A 19,427-nucleotide genomic window follows, 5' to 3' on the forward strand; every position below is an offset into this window, starting at 1 on the left:
GATGATCAGGTTTTGGGAACCCGTCAGATGCAAATTGCCTTGCGTCGTTTGCGTAAGTTTGCACGTCAAGGTGCGGCAGAAGAGCTGGATGTCGATGGGACCATTCGTGAGACAGCAAAACAAGGCATTTTGGATGTACAACTGGTTCCAGAACGTCGTAATCGCATTAAAGTATTGATGCTGTTTGATGTTGGCGGCTCAATGGATGCTTATATTGCTGAATGCGAAAAACTATTTAGTGCGGCCAAATCCGAGTTTAAAACCCTCGAATACTTTTATTTTCATAATTGTCTGTATGATCATGTGTGGAAGGATAACCATCGCCGTAGTTCAACCCGTATGAATACATGGGATCTGTTTCATACCTATGGCCGTGATTATCGGGTCATTGTGGTCGGTGATGCCAGTATGGCACCGTATGAGTTAAAGTCTGCGGGTGGTTCAGTGGAATATATGAATGAAGAGTCGGGTGAAGTATGGCTAAGACGTTTGCGTCAGCACTTTGACAAAACTGCTTGGTTGAACCCTGAGATGGAAGGTTACTGGCACTATACCCAGACCATTAGCTGGATTAAAGAAATTTTTGAAAATCACATGTTTCCAATGACCTTGAAGGGTCTTGAAGATATGACCCGTTATTTGTCACGTTAAAATTTTATATTAAAACTTTATAAGAACAGGAAAACATATGGAACATCACATTAATGGCATTGCTTTGCCGAATGAAGCAGGTTTCTTTGGCAACTTTGGTGGGCAGTTTATTCCGCCTCATTTAAAAGAGGCAATGGATGAAATTAATACGGCGTATGAGGAAATTCGTCATACCGCTGAGTTTCAGGATGAGTTGAATGACTTATTCAAAAACTATGTGGGCCGTCCAAGTCCATTGTTCCATGCCAAGCGCTTGTCAGACCAGTTGGGTGGTGCACAGATTTATTTAAAACGTGAAGACTTAAACCATACAGGCGCACACAAGATCAATCACTGTCTAGGTGAAGCTTTACTTGCCAAGTATATGGGGAAAACTAAAGTCATTGCCGAGACGGGTGCTGGTCAGCATGGCGTAGCTTTGGCAACGGCTTGTGCATTGGTCGGCATCCCATGTGAAATTCACATGGGGCAAGTGGATATTGAAAAAGAACACCCCAATGTTGTGAAGATGAAAATCTTGGGTGCGAAACTTGTTTCAGTCACACAAGGCACAGCAACCTTAAAAGATGCGGTGGATAGCGCCTTTGAAGAATATTTAAAAGATCCTAAAAACTATATCTATGCGATTGGTTCTGTGGTTGGGCCACACCCATTTCCCAAGATGGTTCGTGACTTCCAATCGATTATTGGCAATGAGATCAAAACCCAGTCTCATGACCGTTTTGGTCAGAATCCAGACTATGTAGTGGCTTGTGTCGGTGGTGGCTCTAACGCGATTGGTGCTTTTACTACATTTTTAAATACGCCAGAAGTTCAATTAGTTGGCGTAGAACCTGCGGGTCATGGTCTAGATACGGATAAACATTCAGCCACTTTAACCTTAGGTAAGCCTGGACAGATTCATGGTATGGCTTGCTATGTGCTAGAAGATGATAATGGTGAGCCGTTGCCTGTACATTCGATTGCTTCAGGCTTGGATTATCCGGGTGTTGGGCCACAGCATAGTTTCCTGAAAGAGCTTGGTCGTGTGCAATATGAAACAGCAACGGATCAGGAATGTTTGGATGCATTTATGACCCTTTCACGGGTAGAAGGGATTGTACCTGCCTTGGAAAGTTCGCATGCCGTTGCTTGGGCATTACGTGAAGCACCTAAGTTGGGTAAACAGGTAAAGATCGTAGTTAACTTGTCAGGTCGCGGTGATAAAGACTCAGATTACGTGGCTGAAAAGCTAGGTTTGTAAGTTCTTATCCAATATCTGGTTTTAATAGACCGCTTCTGGCAGAGAGGCGGTTTTTTTATTGTTAAATCAACCTGAATCCCGTTAGAATAAAGCGTTTTGCAATTAGCACTTTTGGAGACGCCTAAGTGGAGCGACCGACAATCAGCCCTGAACATTTACAAGAAGCGGCTGAAAACCTAGTAACCATTCGAGATTTTGTTCGTTTTGGGGTAACCGCACTACGTCAATATGACGCGCACTTAGGTCAAGGTACTCAAGATTATTTTGCAGAGAGTTCTGCATTGGTACTACAAACTCTATCACTTGAATGGAAAGCAGATGCTGAAATTCTGGATGCCAAACTTTTACCAAGCGAAAAAGCAGAATTTCTGAGCTTGTTAGAACGTCGTATCAATGATCGTATTCCAACTTCATATTTATTGAATTTAGCGTATTTCTTCAATAAGCCATTTTATGTTGATGAGCGCGTCTTGATTCCGCGTTCACCGATTGCCGAGTTAATCGAACAACGTTTCGCGCCATACTGCCTAGATGAAAATGGCCGTATGTTGGAAGCGTTAAATAACTTGCCTGAAAATAATAATCCAAAAACACCACAACGTATCTTGGATATGTGCACAGGTTCAGGTTGTATTGCCATTGCTTTGGCTTATGCTTTCCCAGATTCAGAAGTTGATGCGACTGATATTTCAAAAGAAGCACTGGAAGTGGCTTCAATTAACACTGAGCATCACGACAAACAGTATCAAGTGGCTTTACTTGAATCTGATTTGTTCTCAAAAATTCCTGCTGAAAACCAGTATGACCTCATCGTCAGTAATCCACCGTATGTGGATGCAGAAGATATGGCAGATTTACCAGAAGAATTCTTACATGAGCCTGAGCTTGCACTGGCTGCGGGTCAAGATGGTCTGGACTTAGTTCGTAAAATGTTGGCTCAAGCTGCTGATTATTTAACGGAAGATGGCTTGATTGTAATTGAAGTTGGTAATTCTGAATGGGCAATGCGTCAGAACTTCAATACGGTTGACTTCCATTGGCTCACGTTCCAAAAAGGCGGTTCTGGTATTTTTGCTTTAACTGCTGAACAATGCCGTCGTTATAAAGAAGTCTTTCAGCAATCAGTTCAAAACTAAGGGGTTAAAGCATGGCAGGGAATAGTATTGGGCAACTCTTTCGAGTTACAACCTGTGGCGAGTCACATGGTGCGGGCTTGATGGCGATTGTCGATGGTGTGCCGCCTGGTCTTGAGCTTTGTGAAGCCGATCTGCAAAAAGATTTAGATCGCCGTAAACCGGGTACATCGAAGTTTGCAACGCAACGTAAAGAGCCAGATCAAGTCGAGATTATCTCAGGTGTTTTTGAGGGTAAAACCACGGGAACATCGATTGGTTTATTGATCCGTAACACCGATCAAAAATCCAAAGACTACGGTAATATTGCTCAAACTTTCCGTCCTGGCCATGCAGACTATACCTACACCCAAAAATATGGCTTCCGTGACTACCGTGGCGGCGGTCGTTCAAGTGCACGTGAAACTGCGATGCGTGTTGCAGCTGGAGCGATTGCGAAAAAGTATCTTGCTGAAAAATTTGGTATTGATATTCGTGGACATGTCACACAAATCGGCAATGAAGTTGCTGAAAAACTGGATTGGGCTGAAGTGCCAAATAACCCATTTTTCTGTGGTGATGTGGATGCTGTGCCTCGTTTTGAACAATTGGTCACTGCGTTACGTGAGCAAGGAACCAGTTGTGGCGCCAAGCTTGAAATCATTGCTGAAAAAGTACCTGTCGGGTGGGGTGAACCCGTATTTGACCGTTTAGATGCCGATATTGCCCATGCTATGATGAGTATCAATGCCGTAAAAGGTGTGGAAATTGGTGATGGCTTTGCAGTGGCAGGGCAATTTGGTCATGAAACTCGTGATGAACTCACCACGGATGGCTTTCTTGCTAATCACGCAGGTGGCATTTTAGGTGGGATTTCAAGTGGTCAAAGCATTCGTGTGGCGATTGCATTAAAACCAACCGCAAGTATAACCACACCAGGTAAAACCATTACGATTGATCGGGAAAATACGGATGTATTGACCAAAGGTCGTCATGATCCGTGTGTGGGGGTACGCGCAACACCAATTGCTGAAGCGATGTTGGCGATTGTATTGATGGATCATTTTTTAAGACATCGCGCACAAAATGCAGATGTAGTTGCACCATTTAAACCAATCGAACCATAATAAAAATATTAAGCCGCACATATAATTTATTATATCTGCGGCTTGCATCACATTTTAAAACACTTTAATTAAATTAGTTTAATATTCATTTAATCATGATGAATGAATTATAATGCTTCAGAAATCATATTATCTGATGTCGCAATATGATACTGATTTCGACCATTACTTTTGGCGATATATAATGCATGATCGGCTTGTGCAACAAACTCAGAAAGACTATCTCCAACACTTGGAATCATGGTCGCGACGCCTACGCTAATAGTCACGTGTTTAGAGACGTTGCTGCGTGGATGTAAAATGCCAATATTACGCACTAACTCCATTAGCCTTTGGACTTGAATAAGCGCTTGGCCACGGTCAGTCATGGAAAATACCAAGAGAAACTCTTCCCCGCCATAACGTGCCGCAAGATCGCCACTACGTGAGGCAATAGAGCCAAGCATGATTGCGATTCGACGTAGGCATTGATCACCTTGAATATGTCCTAACGTATCGTTGTACAGCTTAAAGAAATCGATATCAATCATCATAATGGTAATGGGCATCTCATGACGTGTTGCACGTTTCCATTCATTCTCAAGTACTTCATCCAGATAACGCCGGTTAGCGAGCCCAGTTAAAGCATCCTGTTGTGAAAGAATGGAGAGCTGTTGTGCTTGGCGCATCAGTTCCAGCCGATTGAGTTCGATCATGCAGTTTTGCAAATAATTTTCACGATGCTGACGATCCGTGGCATAGGCCAATGCCATACCTAGAAAACTACTAAAAGTATAAGTACGGTTCAAGAAGGTCCAATCAATCGCTCCACTGAACCATGTACTGGCTGCGATACCAATCAAACCACCCACCCAGCCAGCAATGATTGCAGTATAGAAGCGCATCCCGACAAACCCGTAGATAATCACTACGGCATACATCATGGCAGCATGGAACAGGACATTATTTTGCCCTTGTTCCAAGACGTTAATGATGGTGAACGAGATTGCTACAGCACCTGTTGAGCCAATACACACATAATGATCAAACCATTTGTTCATCATGGGGAGGAATGATAACAGCCATGCAAATGTGATGATCACACCCACCCAGCCATAGGTTGCCATCCAGGTAATGCGTAAGTCTGTAGGCAAAACCTGATAGATACCGAAGCTTAGAAATAGATATAAACCTAAAATGATAGGGGCGCGATAGCGGAACTCATGTGCAGCCTCATTTCTATACTGATCTCGATAGATCACTTCTAATTCTTTAGGAAACCAAACTAAATTTAGCCCGCGAGAAATTAACAAGTCGATTTGTTCTTGTCCCAAAATATTGGAAGCTTTCAACTTCATCTTATCTCTCACCACTCCCAAAATGTTGTTATAAATGTCAAAATAGGGATTATTTTTTTAATACGTTACACTGATTTAAATAAAATGTGTATTAGATTATAAAAAAATATTAATTTTTATATAAGGGTCATTGCCTAATATAATGATTCAAGTTTAAATTAGATTCAAGAAATAAAACTGTTACAAACTAAATCACAAACGATTGTATCTTTGCTGTATTAGGATACAATTTATAAAAAAGCAGCAATCATAGAATATGATTGGGTTAAGTCATACGAAATAGGATGCATCGCAATGACTGCTATGAATCAATATGGAACAAAATTAGAAATTACACCTCATTCGGGTTGGGCTCAACGATTTTGGGATGAATTATTACCTTCAAAGGAACGGGTAAGCAAACATCCTTTATTCTTAGACATGGCGAATGGTTCTTTAAGCCTTGAATGTTTTCGTTCGGCCTTATTGAATTTTTATCCTTTGGTCGCACATTTCCCTTCCTATATGGCAGGGTCTTTAGCGAAAGCAACCGCTTTTTCATTGGATGGTGTAACCGAGACCCGAGACTGGTTAATTCAAAATATCAAGGTTGAAGAGCGACATTTAAGCTGGTATCAGGACTGGGCGGGAGGCTTTGGTCTGACAGTTGAAATGCTAAATAATGTGAAGCCACCTGTGGCCATGAATGCAGTCAACCACTTTTTATGGGACGTTAATTTTCGGGGAAGTTTGGCCGAAGGCATTGCAGCCACGAATCTTGCGATTGAGTGGGCCACAGGAGACTGGACGATTCAGGTCTATAAAGGGATTCAAGCCTATACGCAACATCCTGAAGTAAACATCAATAAGCGGTCTTTAGCCTGGTTAAGAGCACATGCGCATTATGATGATCTGCATCCTTATGAAGCGATGGAGCTGATTAAACGTTTGTGTGATAAAGACCCTGAGCAGCAAAGAAAAGCTTTCTTAGCCGCAAAAGAAGGCTTGGAATATTATGAACTTGCCTTGGATGAATGCTATAAATTGCAGCATAAGAGTTTAGATTTCGAACCATGTTTTGCAGAAAAATGATCTAAAAAGTTGATCAAGAAAAGGTTTTTGGTCAACTAAATTTAAAAAAAATTATAACAGTAGCTTTAATTCGCCTGAGATGGCAACGGCAGCTAATTTTTACATTAATCAAACATTTGGAGTGTAGTGTGCTTACATTTAAGCTTAAATTAACACTAAAAGAATATTTATAGTAGAACAAAATAAGAAGCACAGATACTTCTATGAATGAGACTTTAGAGCCAAACAAAATTACAAAAAATAGCCCAAAAACCAAGATGCTTATTAGCTATATCATCTTGTTTATTATTTTATTTTTTGTTGGGTGGGGGATTTGGCACCTGACTCATAAATCAGTTACATCCGCTGCAGAATCAACACACGGAAAAAGTGGAAAAAATAGAGGCGCGGGAGCAAATGGGGGTGTAATAGTTGTCGGTGTTACTAAAGTCCGCCAACAACAGGTACAACAAACAGTTCAGGCATTGGGAACGGTGACCTCGACCAATACAGTGGTGGTACATCCACTGATCAATGGCACATTGATGCAAGTCTATTTTAAAGAAGGCAGTCTTGTACAGAAAGGCCAGTTGTTAGCCTTGATTGATGATCGGGCACCCAAAGCAACGCTATTGCAAGCACAAGGGCAGTTACTCAAAGATCAGGCCTTATTGACCAATGCTAAACTGGATATGCAGCGTTACGCGCAATTGTGGCAACAAGATTCGATTGCAAAGCAGCAATACGACACACAAGTTTCTTTGGTTAAACAATATGAGGGCGTTGTCAAAACTGATCAAGCAGCCGTTGCGAATGCTCAGCTCCAACTGAGTTATACACGCGTTGTTTCCCCTGTAGATGGACGAATCGGTTTAAGACAGGTAGATGTTGGCAATATGGTCAATACCTCGGATGCGAATGGTATTGCCAATATTACCCAGCTTAAAAACATCTCTGTGGTGTTTGCCGTGCCTGAACAATATCTAACCCAACTGATGCAGATTATGGATAATCCAGAACAGCATGTCGGAGTACAGGCTTGGGATCGTCAAAATACCCAAAAACTTGCTGATGGTCAGTTGGTTGCCCTTGATAATCAGGTCAATATCAATACTGGAACGATCAATATCAAAGCCAGTTTTGATAATCAGAATCAACATTTATTTCCAAACCAGTTTGTGAATGTTCGCATGAGTTTAGGCAATATTCCCAATGCAATCATTGTTCCTACAGTCGCTTTACAACTTGGTGCCAAAGGGTCTTTTGTCTATAAGGTTAATCCAGACCAAACGGTCAGTGCCGTAACGGTCCAGACTGGAGCGGTTGTAGATGACAATACGGTTATTACTGGTGGAACATTAAATGCCAATGATCTTGTCGTAACTGATGGGGTGGACAAGCTAAAGGATGGCGCAAAAATTAGTGTTGCCAATACGGTTGGTCAAGGTAAAAGTATTCATTCATCAACTGGGAATGGGCAGCGGCACAATCCAGTAGCACAGGAAGCTACAGCTGAAACCAGTAACAATCCCGAAAGATCAAAACAATGGCAACGCCACAATAGTGGACAAGGAAACATGGTCATGACACCACCTTCTGCCCAAACTGCGCAGTAAGGAGTGTTCATGAATCCTTCTCGTTTATTTATTCAGCGGCCTGTAGCGACTACACTGGTCATGGTCGCAATTTTTTTGTGTGGATTGGTATCATGGAAGTTTTTACCTGTCGCTTCCTTGCCTGAAGTTGATTATCCAACCATGCAGGTGACGACGCTATATCCTGGCGCTAGCCCTGATGTAATTGCCTCAACCATTACCGCACCACTCGAACGTCAATTTGGACAGATGCCTGGTCTAAGCCAAATGTCGTCCACCAGTTCTAATGGTGCATCGGTCATTACACTACAATTTAATCTCAATTTAGCTTTGGATGTTGCTGAACAGGAAGTACAGGCAGCAATCAACGCCTCGAATAATTTATTACCTTCTGATTTACTCACACCACCAACCTATAGCAAGGTAAATCCTGCTGATAAGCCGATTATGACTATCGCAATCAGTTCCAGAGAGATGCCGATTACCAAGCTGGAAGATTTGGTTGATACCCGTTTAGCCCAACAACTATCTCAAGTGAGTGGAGTCGGGTTGATTAGTGTGAGTGGAGGACGACGCCCCGCAGTCCGGTTAGAGGTAAACTCAGCCGCGTTGGCGAATATGGGCTTAACCTTGGAAGATGTTCGCACCGCAGTTACTGCTGCGAATGTGAATCAGGCAAAGGGCACGATTAGCGGCTCAGTACAGTCATCAACGATTGATGGGAATGACCAGTTACATACGGTGGATGACTATAAAAATCTGATTATTGCCTATAAAAATGGCGCACCGATTCGAATGTCTGATATTGCGTCAACCCTAGATTCAGCTGAAAATGTTCGCTTGGCGGCCTGGGTCGGACATAATAACAATAATGCGCCAACGCAGACCCCTGCAATTATTATCAATGTACAACGTCAACCGAATGCCAATGTGATTCAGGTGGCAAATCAGATTAAACAAATTTTGCCGCAACTACAAAGCAGTTTTCCGCAATCGGCCAAAGTAGAAATCTTAAATGACAGTACCACCACAATTCAGGCTTCTCTTCAGGATGTCGAGTTTGAACTGATATTGGCAATGGTATTGGTCATCATTGTGGTGTTTTTATTTTTACGCAGTATTCGTGCAACTTTTATTCCCGCAGTTGCATTACCGCTCTCTTTGGTTGGCACCTTTGCTGTCATGTATCTAGTTGGATTTTCAGTCGATAATTTAAGTTTGATGGCACTTACGATTGCAACAGGTTTTGTGATTGACGATGCGATCGTGATGATCGAAAACATTTCCCGTTATATTGAACAGGGCGAGCCCCCAATGCAAGCCGCATTAAAAGGCTCGGAACAAATTGGTTTTACCATTATTTCCCTGACAATTTCGTTGATTGCAGTATTGATTCCATTGCTATTCATGGGCGACGTGGTCGGACGTTTATTCCGAGAGTTTGCCGTTACCTTGGCCGTCTCTATTTTAATCTCTGCTTTTATTTCGCTGACTTTGACTCCGATGCTGTCTTCAAGGCTGCTCAAGCATATTCCAGAGACAGAGCAAGGACGTTTTTATCATGCGATGGGAGGTTTTTTTGACAAACTGATAGGAATGTACTCCACTGCATTACGATGGGTACTGGCACGTCAGGGATTATTCTTGGTGGTGACGATTGCCACTTTTGTGTTTACCGTAATGTTGTATGTTTTTATCCCCAAAGGTTTTTTCCCAGTACAAGATACAGGACAGATTATTGCCACGACAGAGGCTGACCAAACCATTTCCTTTCAGGCGATGAGTGTTAAGCAGCAGGAAGCCGCAAAAATCATCTTGCATGATCCCGCAGTGCAAAGTATTTCTTCATTTATTGGCATTGATGGAACCAATAGCGCTTTAAATACAGGTCGTATCTTGATTAATTTGAAAGATAAATCCGCACGACCAGATATTCAGACCGTGATGAGCGATTTACAACAACGTTTAAATCAGGCTCAAGGCATGACGGTCTACTTACAGCCTGCACAGGATCTGACCATTGACGCGAGGCAAAGTCGTACTCAATATCAATTTACCTTGCAATCGACCAGTACCAGTGACTTAGCGACATGGGTACCGAAATTGATGCATGCATTGGCACAGCGTCCCGAACTTAAGAATCTGGCCAGTGACTGGCAAGATAAAGGTTTGCAGGTTTATGTTGATATTAATCGAGATGCTGCTGCGCAGTATGGGGTGACTACGGCGGGTATCGACAACATTCTTTATAATGCATTTGGACAACGGTTAATTAGCACGATTTTCACCCAAACCAATCAATATCATGTGGTGCTTGGGTTATCTGGGCAAGATCAGGATGGGTTACAGGCATTACAGGATTTGTATATCCCTTCAAGTAATGGTACACCTGTGCGTTTAAGCAATATTGCAACAATCCAGCCAAGAAGTACTTTGCTACAGGTCAATCATCTCGGGCAATTTCCAACAGCAACGGTTTCCTTTGACACTGCTACAGGTGTTTCTTTACAGCAAGCTGTGCAAGCGGTGAAAGATACCGAACAGCAGTTGCAGTTACCAAGCACCATGATGACTCAATTTCAGGGGACAGCTTTAGCCTTCCAAGCTTCTTTGAGCAATACCGTTTGGTTAATTATTGCAGCGATTGTCGTGATGTACATCATCTTGGGCGTTCTCTATGAAAGCTTCATTCATCCACTCACCATCTTATCTACCTTACCCTCTGCAGGGATTGGTGCATTGTTAGCATTGGTACTTTCCAATAATGATCTTAACATTATTGCCATTATTGGGATTGTATTGCTTATCGGTATCGTCAAGAAAAATGCCATCATGATGATTGACTTTGCTTTGGATGCAGAGCGGCATCAAGGCTTGAGCCCCATTGAATCAATTTATCAGGCCTGTTTACTACGTTTTAGACCGATTTTGATGACCACTATGGCGGCTTTATTGGGTGCAGTCCCTTTGGTGATTGGGAGTGGCATGGGCGCAGAACTACGTCATCCACTCGGAATTACCATGATCGGAGGCCTGATTCTCAGTCAGTTACTCACTTTATTTACCACGCCAGTGGTGTATTTAGCCTTTGATCATCTGGCACAACGAATAAAGGGGGATCATCGACCAGATAAGCATGCCAGTGAGTTACCACCTTATGAACACTTTAAGCCACAGGTGGATGACGTATGAGTATTTCAACGCCTTTCATTCGCCGTCCTGTGGCCACCACTTTACTCAGTATCGGATTAGTTTTGCTGGGGGTACTGGCATTTAATATTTTGCCTGTGGCATCACTCCCACGAGTTGATTTTCCGACTATTTCTGTAACAGCCAAGCAAGCAGGTGCAAGTCCAGAGGTCATGGCGGCGACAGTTGCAACACCATTGGAACGTAATTTAGGACGTATTGCAGGGGTGAATGAAATTACCTCCTCAAGCTCGCTGGGGTCGACTCGGATTACATTGCAATTTGACCTGAATCGCGATATCAATGGCGCAGCACGTGATGTACAAGGGGCAATCAACGCCTCGCTTGCTTCATTGCCTTCGGGTCTACAAAACAACCCGACTTATCGCAAGGCCAATCCGGCCGATGCACCGGTTATGATTTTGGCGCTTACTTCAAAAACACTATCTCGTGGACAGATGTATGATGTTGCCGATACTATTTTAGGACAAAAACTCTTACAAATTGATGGGGTGGGAGACGTCAGTATTGGTGGTGCGGCGCAACCTGCGGTACGAATCGAGCTAAATCCAAGTCAGTTGGCGCATCATGGCATTGGATTAGACACGGTTCGCTCCGCAATTACCTCAACCAATGCCAATCGTCCAAAGGGGTTTGTCGAACAGAAAGATCAGCTTTGGGAAGTACAGGCTAATGATCAGGCTAAACAAGCCGCAGACTATATTCCATTGATTGTCAGTTATAAGAATGGTGCGGCTGTACGAATTTCCGATGTTGCAACAGTGAAAGACGCTGTACTCGATATTCGTAATGCAGGCTACTATGCGGATCAGCCTTCAGTTTTGATCATGGTATTTAAACAACCGAATGCCAATGTGATTGAGACGATTCAACGCATCAAGGATACTCTGCCAACATTACAGCAGGCCCTACCACCACAAATTGAAATCCACACCGCTGTTGACCGTAGCAAGACTATTCAAGCCTCGTTGAGGGAGATAGAACGGACTATGTTGATTGCAGTGATGCTGGTGATCATTGTGGTGTTTGTGTTTCTGAGAAATGGCCGTGCCACCCTAATTCCTGCAATTACGGTGCCGATCTCGCTGATTGGTACCTTTGCTCTGATGTATGCCTCTGGCTTCTCTCTGAATAATATTAGTTTAATGGCATTGACTATTGCGACAGGATTTGTAGTAGACGATACCATTGTGGTACTGGAAACGATTTCAAGACGAATGGAAGAAGGTCTGAGTCCGATGCAGGCCGCTATTACTGGCGCAAAAGAGGTCAGTTTTACGGTGGTATCCATGAGTATTTCTTTGATCGCGGTATTTGTGCCAATTCTATTGATGGGCGGTATTGTGGGACGGTTGTTCCATGAGTTTGCCATGACCTTGACCTACGCGATTTTAATTTCGATGGTGGTTTCACTGACCACCACACCGATGTTATGTGCATGGTGGCTGAAACAAAATCAGATTAAACAGCTTAAGTTCGATCAATCAACGGATAATCCCAGCACAGAGGTAATCACTGATAGTGAAGCGCTTTTGGTTGCATCAAATGATACGTATCTGAAACAACAAGGTCTATTTGGGCGGATAACCTTGCTTTATAAGCGAAGTCTAGCTGTAGCACTACAGTATAAAGCAATCACACTGATCATTTTTATTTTTACGATTGGGCTGAATATTTATTTATATATTGCAGTGCCCAAAGGCTTTTTTCCGCAACAGGATACTGGTGTGATGATGGGGTCTTTAGTCGCAGATCAAAATATTTCTTTTGATGCCATGAATCAGAAACTCAAAAACTACATTGCAGCGATTGCTAAAGATCCTGCTGTTGACCATGTCATGGGAACAGCAGGAGGTTCACAAATGAACCGTGCCAATTTATTTTTGGCGTTAAAACCGCTGAGCGAACGAAACGATACTCCTGATCAGATTATGGCTCGTTTACGTAAGTCATTGGGGCATGAAGCAGGAACCCGTTTTACCCTGAGACCAGTACAGGATATTAATGTAGGTGGGCGTTCAAGTGATGCCAGTTATCAATATACTTTACAGGGAGATGATCTCAATACACTACGAAGCTGGACACCTAAAATTCAGGCTGCATTGAATAAGCTTCCCGCTTTGACTGATGTTTCCAGTGATCAGGATGTGAAAGGGCTGGAAACAAAGTTGACTTTTGACCATGACAAAATGAAGTCGTTGGGGATTACTCAAGCTCAGGTGGATAGCACGTTAAATGATGCTTTTGGGCAAAGACAGGTCTCCACGATTTACAATCCGATGAATCAATATCATGTGGTGATGGAAGTTGCCCCTGAGTATGCCCGAACGGTCGAGGCGTTACGCGGCATCTATGTGCAAAATAGTGCAGGGAAATCTATTCCTTTATCTACTTTTAGTGACTGGCAAGCTGCAAATACCTCACTGTCTGTTAACCATCAAGGATTATTTGCTGCCAGTACCATTACCTTTAACCTGAATGCAGGTTATTCGTTATCAGATGCGACTGATCAGATCAATCAGGCAATGAATGAATTACAAGTTCCCAGCTCGGTGCGGGGTGGGTTTCAAGGTTCAGCCAAAGCGTTTCAATCTTCTTTAAGTTCAGAACCCTTGTTGATTTTGGCCGCCATTGTGGTGATTTATATTGTACTGGGGATTTTATATGAAGATTTTGCCCATCCTTTAACGATTCTTTCGACATTACCCTCAGCGGGTTTAGGTGCCTTAATTGCATTAGTTTTATTTAAAATGGAATTTAGCGTGATTGCCTTGATTGGGATTTTACTACTGATCGGGATCGTTAAGAAAAATGCCATTATGATGATTGATGTGGCCTTGACCTTACAACGACAGCAGAAATTAACGCCTGAAACTGCAATTCTGGATGCTTCAGTACTACGCTTTCGTCCCATTATGATGACAACGCTTGCAGCTTTATTTGGAGCATTGCCTTTGGCCTTGGGTCGAGGGGATGGCGCTGAGTTACATGTTCCTTTGGGCGTATCAATCGTAGGCGGACTCATTATTAGCCAGATATTAACCTTATATAGTATCCCTGTGATGTATTTATATATCGATCAATTAAGTCGGTGGGGGAAACGCAGGTTTCAAAATTTATTCCCAGCTAAGCCATTAAGTTTGAAAAAATAAAAAAGAGGACAACCAGATGTATCAGTTTTTTTCATTACACAACCCAACCAAATCTTTTAAAACACTGAATTTTATTACTTTGGGTTTAGTGGGGGTGTTATCAGGTTGTCAAATGATTAAGCCGGAACCAACAGCAAAAGTGAATGTTGGGACGCAGTTTTCTCAACCCTCACAATATGGCTTGGATGCTAAAAAATGGGAAACAGAAGGTTGGAAGATTGCGGTGCCAAGTGATAGTTTACCTAAAGGTGAATGGTGGCAAATTTTTCAGGACACGCAACTTAATCAGTTGGTAGACCAGCTCAATCGTGAAAATGCATCGATTGCACAATATGAAGCTCAATACCGTCAAGCGACGGCTTTGCTCAATCAAGCTAAAGCAGGTGCACGACCAACGATTACAGGCAATAGCGCTATAACCCGAGCTAAATCAGGTGATAGTGGTACGACAACAAACTATAACCTTGGTCTGAGTGCCAGTTGGGAACCTGACTTCTGGGGAAAAGTCCGTCAAAATATATTGGTCAATCAGGACAAAGCTCAGGCGAGTGAGGCTGAACTTAACTCGATCCGTCTCAGTATGCAGGCACAACTCACAAGTAGCTATTTGCAGTGGGTGGTACAAGGGTTTCAATTACAGTCTCAGCGAGAAAGTCTGGAAAACCTGCAGAAATCATTACAGCTAACACAAAACCAATATAAAGCAGGTATTGTTGCATCAACCACGGTCGATCAGGCACAAAGTCAATATCAAACTGCGCTCGCCAACTATACAGAGATGCAATTATCGCAAATACAATTACAGCACGCGATCGCCATGCTGATTGGACAACCTCAAGATCAGTTTCAATTGACGATGCCGAAAACATTACCCGTATTACCACAAATTCCAGTTGATCTGCCTTCAAGTATTTTACAACGCCGTCCAGATGTAGCCGCAGCAGAAAGAACCATGGCAGCGGCAAACGCACAGGTTGGTGTCGCTAAACTGGCTTTCTTCCCTGATTTTAGCTTAGGTGGCAGCTTAGGATATAAAAGTAGCAAGTTAAGTGATTTATTTAATGCACCTAATTTTATCTGGTCCGTTGGACCAACACTTGCAGCAACGTTATTTGATGGAGGACTTCGTCACGCACAAACAGAGCAGGCAAAGGCCGCCTATGATGCAAGTGCTGCTTCCTATAAGCAAACAGTATTATCTGCCATCCAAAATGTTGAAGACAATATTGCTGCGCAATATTTGCTATCGAAAGAAGTTGCTCAGGAACAGCAGGGTTTAGCTGCGGCTACACGTGCCGAACGTAGTACCATGAATCAATATAAAGCAGGCATTGTTGGTTATTTAAATGTGCTGACGGCCCAAAATAGCCGTCTTTCTGCACAGAACAGTGTTTGGTCATTGATGAGTAAGCAATATCAAACGACTGTTAATTTAATCAGCTCAATGGGAGGAAGCTTTAAATCCAATGATTAATCATTGAGATCACAGTTTTATGGCAGTGGATTCATTCTATCGTCAAAATTTTCCAATAGTGCAAAGGCTAAGGGCTGTAGATCGTCTAAGCCTTGTAAGTATTGTTCGAAATCCACCAAAATCTTCTGTCGATCTTCCTGACTGATATAAGGAACATGATAGGCTATATATGGCGGGAGTACCTCAAAGCCAACGTAGGCAAGTGTGCCACGTTGCAGAGGTGATAAATAATGCTCAAGAGGACCATGCACAGCACCTTCACCAAACATATGTTCGCGGCCACCGAGTGTTAAACACAGCATGGCTTTTTTACCCAACATACCGCCATGGTTATAAAAGCGTTTACCACCGTAAAATAGACCAGATACAAACACACGATCAATCCAACCTTTTAAAATCGCGGGTACAGAAGTCCAGTACAAAGGAAAGCTTAGAATCACCAAATCAGCACGTTGAACTTTTTCGATTTCTGTCTGAATATCAGGTGCTAAATGATGCTGTTTAAATGCATGACGTTGTTCAAGTGCATAATTTAAATAATCTGCTTGGTTTAAAGATGAGAAGTCATCTTTTGAAGCAACAGGATTAAAATTCATTGCATAGAGATCAGAAATCTCGACAGTATGACCTTGCTGTTCAAAAGTCTGCCGCGCGGTATCTTTAAGGGCTGCGGTAAATGATTGTGGTTCTGGATGCGCATGTACAATCAAAATATTCATAATAGGGTCACTTTCTCAGAGCCGTTTTTAGATCAATCTACTATGCTTAAATTTAAAAAAATGTCATAGTTCATTAAGCGCCAACATTTACCATTTCACGCCAAATGGGTTTTGACTGAATGGAGCAAATATGAATCCAGAATTACCAGGTACTTATGTCAATCTATTGGTTGATGTCATACAGAAATGGGGTGTCTCTTCGGAACAACTTTTGGCTGGAACTGGAATTTCCACACAGACGCTGAATGCACCATTTTGGTATGTCGACTTTCATATTTTTAACCATTTATTAGAAAAAGCTGCTTTATTGACAGGTGAGCCTGCAATTTGCATCTATCTTGCTGAAGAGATGAAAGTCTCTTGCTATGGGCATGTCGGGATTGCAGCAACAGCTGCAGAGAACTTGGAAGAGGCAATAAAAATTCTGGAACAATTTATTGGTTTACATTGTTCCGTTTTTCTACCCAAGTTACGAATAGAAGCCGAAATGGCTTATTTATATTTCCAACAACCTTCACCAAAATTTAAACTGCATCGATATGGACTGATGTTTTTAATTTTGGGTTTTTCACAAATTTTGGAAAACTTGGCTCAGCAGAAACTTGAAATTCATTTTCAGTTACAGCAGGAAAAACCTGATTTTTATAATAATATTAAAAAGTTTAATGATTTAAATATTTATTTTGACTGTGATAAGGATTGTTTAAGCTTTAAAAAAAAGTGGTTGTCTTTACCATTAAAGACAGCAGATACTTTATTGGCACGATTAAGTAAACAACAGTGTGAACAAGATGCGTATAAACTTGCACAAAAAAGGAATCAAAAGGGTCGTGTGGACTCAAAAGTCAGAGCATTACTATATAACGAGCATGATGGCTTCCTATCCTTAAAACAGGTCGCTGAAAAACTGCATCTCTCAGAACGAACCTTACAGCGCCAATTAAGCAGCAAACAAACTTCTTTTCAAATCCTTGTTGCTGAAGTCCGCCGTAAACAAGCTGAACAGCTGTTAAAGCAATCTAAGCTTTCGATTGAGCAAATTGCGGAACGTTTGGGCTATGCTGATATTTCGCATTTTTCACGGGCATTTAAAAAATGGACCAATGTGACACCTAAGTTCTATCGTGAAGTCAGCATTGGCCATTCTTCGTTTTAGGGGTTAACTCCACCAATAGCGTAGAATATGGAAGAAGATTGGTGCAGAGAAGCAGATGGAGTCGATGCGATCTAACATACCACCATGACCTTGAATGAGTTGCCCCCAATCTTTTACACCACGGTCACGTTTGATTGCAGACATGACCAGTCCACCGAAGAAACCAAAGATACAGACAATCAATCCAATCAGTGCGGCTTGCCAATAATTAAATGGGGTCAATGATGACATGAGTACGCCCAGCGCCGTTGCCAAAATGATACCACCTAGCAATCCTTCTACGGTTTTTGAAGGGGATAGGGTTGGGGCGACTTTATGTTTGCCGAATAGTTTACCACACACATATTGCAGTACATCTGAGGCTTGAACCACCATAATCAGCCAAATCGCCAACCAGATCTTTTCCCCCTTAAATTGGGGTAAATCTAGGTTTAACAGAGCAGGAACATGGGAAATACAGAATACACTGACCATCAAACCCCATTGAATTTTGGCACTGCGTTCCAAAAAGTGGGTAGTATCTTCCAGTTTTAAACTGGCAATTGGAATAAGTAAGAATACATACAGCGGAATGAAAATCGAAAATAACCCATACCAATTGGTATAGACCAAATAATATTGATAGGGAATAACAAAGTAGAACGCGATCAGCAAAGGCAGATAGTCGCCACGCCGTGTCGGTAATAAACTAATAAATTCACGCAATGCAAAAAATGAAATAAGCCCAAACAGCACAATAAAAGCGGTTTTTCCCAATAGAATGGCGGCTGCTAATACAATCAGCATGATCCACCACGCATTGATACGGGCATTTAAGTTATCAATCACTGGAGATGGCGTTGCTCCTGCTTTTTGTTTCAGGATAAAGCCAATACTTGAGGCAATCACTAAAATCACGGCAAAGATGCCAAACAGTAGATAAGTTTGTTGCAGATTATCTAAACTCATTGATTCTCGGCCTCTTTTAATTTTAATAATTGCTGCTGAGCATGATGTAGAAACTGTTCTTTATCTGCGAATTGATCTAAAGCTAAAGGTTCACCAAAAATAACAGTAGAAAGTAGAGGTAAAGGAATAAATGCACCTTTGGGCATCACCCGTTTTAAATTAGAAATCCAAACGGGAACAACTTCAACTTCAGGAAACTGTTGACTGAGGTAATACAGACCACTTTTAAATTCAAGTAACTCAATATCGTCATTCAAGTTACGGGTTCCTTCAGGAAAGAAAATAATCGAATAGCCTTCCGCCAAGACATCTTTCACTGGTTGTAAGGGATCTTGTTGATCGCTACGATTACGTTGAATGGTGACGCCCGAAAAGGTGTCTTGAATTAAGAAACGTCTAAATCCATCTTTTAACCAATAATCGGACGCTGCGATTGGGCGTGTTTGTCGGCGTATATGAATGGGCAAGGAAGACCATAATAAAATGAAATCGATATGACTATTATGGTTGGCATAGTAGATTCGCTGTTTAAGTTCAGGCTCACAGCCAACCCATAAACTTCTTGCACCTGTTAATAACCTTGCACCACGACGGGTGAGGAAAGCAATAAAACGGGCAAGGGATCGCGTGATTATATTTTTTTTCATTCAATC

General features: G+C 42.1%; 14 protein-coding genes. 10 read left to right on the plus strand and 4 right to left on the minus strand.

Annotation, left to right across the window (positions count from 1 at the left end; translation table 11 throughout):
• From Aba26S_RS16000 to aroC, 4 genes are all read left to right on the plus strand, one after another.
• Positions 1-651, plus strand: a 651-nt coding sequence (locus tag Aba26S_RS16000) for a VWA domain-containing protein (RefSeq protein ID WP_043973432.1), incomplete at its 5' end; no start/stop codon positions are given.
• A 37-nt stretch (positions 652-688) separates the two neighbouring features.
• Positions 689-1,894 (plus strand): tryptophan synthase subunit beta, encoded by a 1,206-nt coding sequence (gene trpB / locus Aba26S_RS16005; RefSeq protein WP_005241477.1) that lies wholly within the window; start codon positions 689-691, stop codon positions 1,892-1,894.
• Positions 1,895-2,019: 125 nt separating this feature from the next.
• Entirely contained in the window at positions 2,020-3,030 is a 1,011-nt protein-coding gene (gene prmB, locus Aba26S_RS16010; RefSeq protein ID WP_005241479.1) for a 50S ribosomal protein L3 N(5)-glutamine methyltransferase, read from the plus strand.
• A gap of 11 nt (positions 3,031-3,041) precedes the next feature.
• On the plus strand, positions 3,042-4,133 hold the full coding sequence (aroC, locus tag Aba26S_RS16015; RefSeq protein WP_005241480.1) for a chorismate synthase: 1,092 nt from the start codon (positions 3,042-3,044) through the stop codon (positions 4,131-4,133).
• Between the two features lie 107 nt (positions 4,134-4,240).
• Here the strand turns inward: aroC and Aba26S_RS16020 are convergent, their stop codons facing one another.
• Positions 4,241-5,470, minus strand: a complete 1,230-nt coding sequence (locus Aba26S_RS16020) for a GGDEF domain-containing protein (protein ID WP_043973434.1) — start codon at positions 5,468-5,470, stop codon at positions 4,241-4,243.
• A gap of 294 nt (positions 5,471-5,764) precedes the next feature.
• Here Aba26S_RS16020 and Aba26S_RS16025 point away from each other — a divergent pair, with 294 nt between their 5' ends.
• The 5 genes from Aba26S_RS16025 (at position 5,765) to Aba26S_RS16045 (ending at position 15,951) form a co-directional block, all read left to right on the plus strand.
• The gene (locus tag Aba26S_RS16025; protein WP_043973436.1) at positions 5,765-6,541 is read left to right on the plus strand and encodes a TenA family transcriptional regulator; all 777 of its coding nucleotides are present in this window, start codon (positions 5,765-5,767) and stop codon (positions 6,539-6,541) included.
• Between the two features lie 203 nt (positions 6,542-6,744).
• On the plus strand, positions 6,745-8,136 hold the full coding sequence (locus Aba26S_RS16030; protein WP_043973437.1) for an efflux RND transporter periplasmic adaptor subunit: 1,392 nt from the start codon (positions 6,745-6,747) through the stop codon (positions 8,134-8,136).
• A gap of 9 nt (positions 8,137-8,145) precedes the next feature.
• On the plus strand, positions 8,146-11,307 hold the full coding sequence (locus Aba26S_RS16035) for an MdtB/MuxB family multidrug efflux RND transporter permease subunit (RefSeq protein ID WP_043973439.1): 3,162 nt from the start codon (positions 8,146-8,148) through the stop codon (positions 11,305-11,307).
• Positions 11,304-14,477: an efflux RND transporter permease subunit gene (locus Aba26S_RS16040; RefSeq protein ID WP_043973441.1), complete on the plus strand. Its 3,174-nt coding sequence runs from the start codon at positions 11,304-11,306 to the stop codon at positions 14,475-14,477. The genes Aba26S_RS16035 and Aba26S_RS16040 overlap by 4 nt, the downstream gene beginning before the upstream one ends.
• Positions 14,478-14,493: 16 nt before the next feature.
• Positions 14,494-15,951, plus strand: a complete 1,458-nt coding sequence (locus tag Aba26S_RS16045) for an efflux transporter outer membrane subunit (RefSeq protein ID WP_043973444.1) — start codon at positions 14,494-14,496, stop codon at positions 15,949-15,951.
• 17 nt (positions 15,952-15,968) lie between these two features.
• On the opposite strand, the gene Aba26S_RS16050 is transcribed toward Aba26S_RS16045, so the two are convergent.
• Complete coding sequence (locus tag Aba26S_RS16050; protein WP_043973446.1) at positions 15,969-16,670, minus strand: NAD(P)H-dependent oxidoreductase; 702 nt, start codon at positions 16,668-16,670, stop codon at positions 15,969-15,971.
• 130 nt (positions 16,671-16,800) lie between these two features.
• Between Aba26S_RS16050 and Aba26S_RS16055 the strand changes: the two genes are divergently transcribed.
• Positions 16,801-17,826 carry an AraC family transcriptional regulator gene (locus Aba26S_RS16055; protein WP_043973447.1) on the plus strand — a complete coding sequence of 342 codons (1,026 nt, stop codon included), beginning with the start codon at positions 16,801-16,803 and terminating at the stop codon, positions 17,824-17,826.
• Positions 17,827-17,829: 3 nt separating this feature from the next.
• Here Aba26S_RS16055 and Aba26S_RS16060 read toward each other — a convergent pair whose 3' ends face one another.
• Both Aba26S_RS16060 and Aba26S_RS16065 read right to left on the minus strand, forming a co-directional pair.
• On the minus strand, positions 17,830-18,774 hold the full coding sequence (locus Aba26S_RS16060) for a phosphatidate cytidylyltransferase (protein ID WP_005241508.1): 945 nt from the start codon (positions 18,772-18,774) through the stop codon (positions 17,830-17,832).
• A complete protein-coding gene (locus tag Aba26S_RS16065; RefSeq protein ID WP_043973449.1) occupies positions 18,771-19,421 on the minus strand; it encodes a 1-acyl-sn-glycerol-3-phosphate acyltransferase in 651 nt (216 codons plus the stop codon). The genes Aba26S_RS16060 and Aba26S_RS16065 overlap by 4 nt, the downstream gene beginning before the upstream one ends.
• Positions 19,422-19,427 lie beyond the last annotated feature (6 nt).

This window comes from Acinetobacter sp. NBRC 110496 (genome assembly GCF_000876115.1).
Lineage (GTDB): Bacteria > Pseudomonadota > Gammaproteobacteria > Pseudomonadales > Moraxellaceae > Acinetobacter.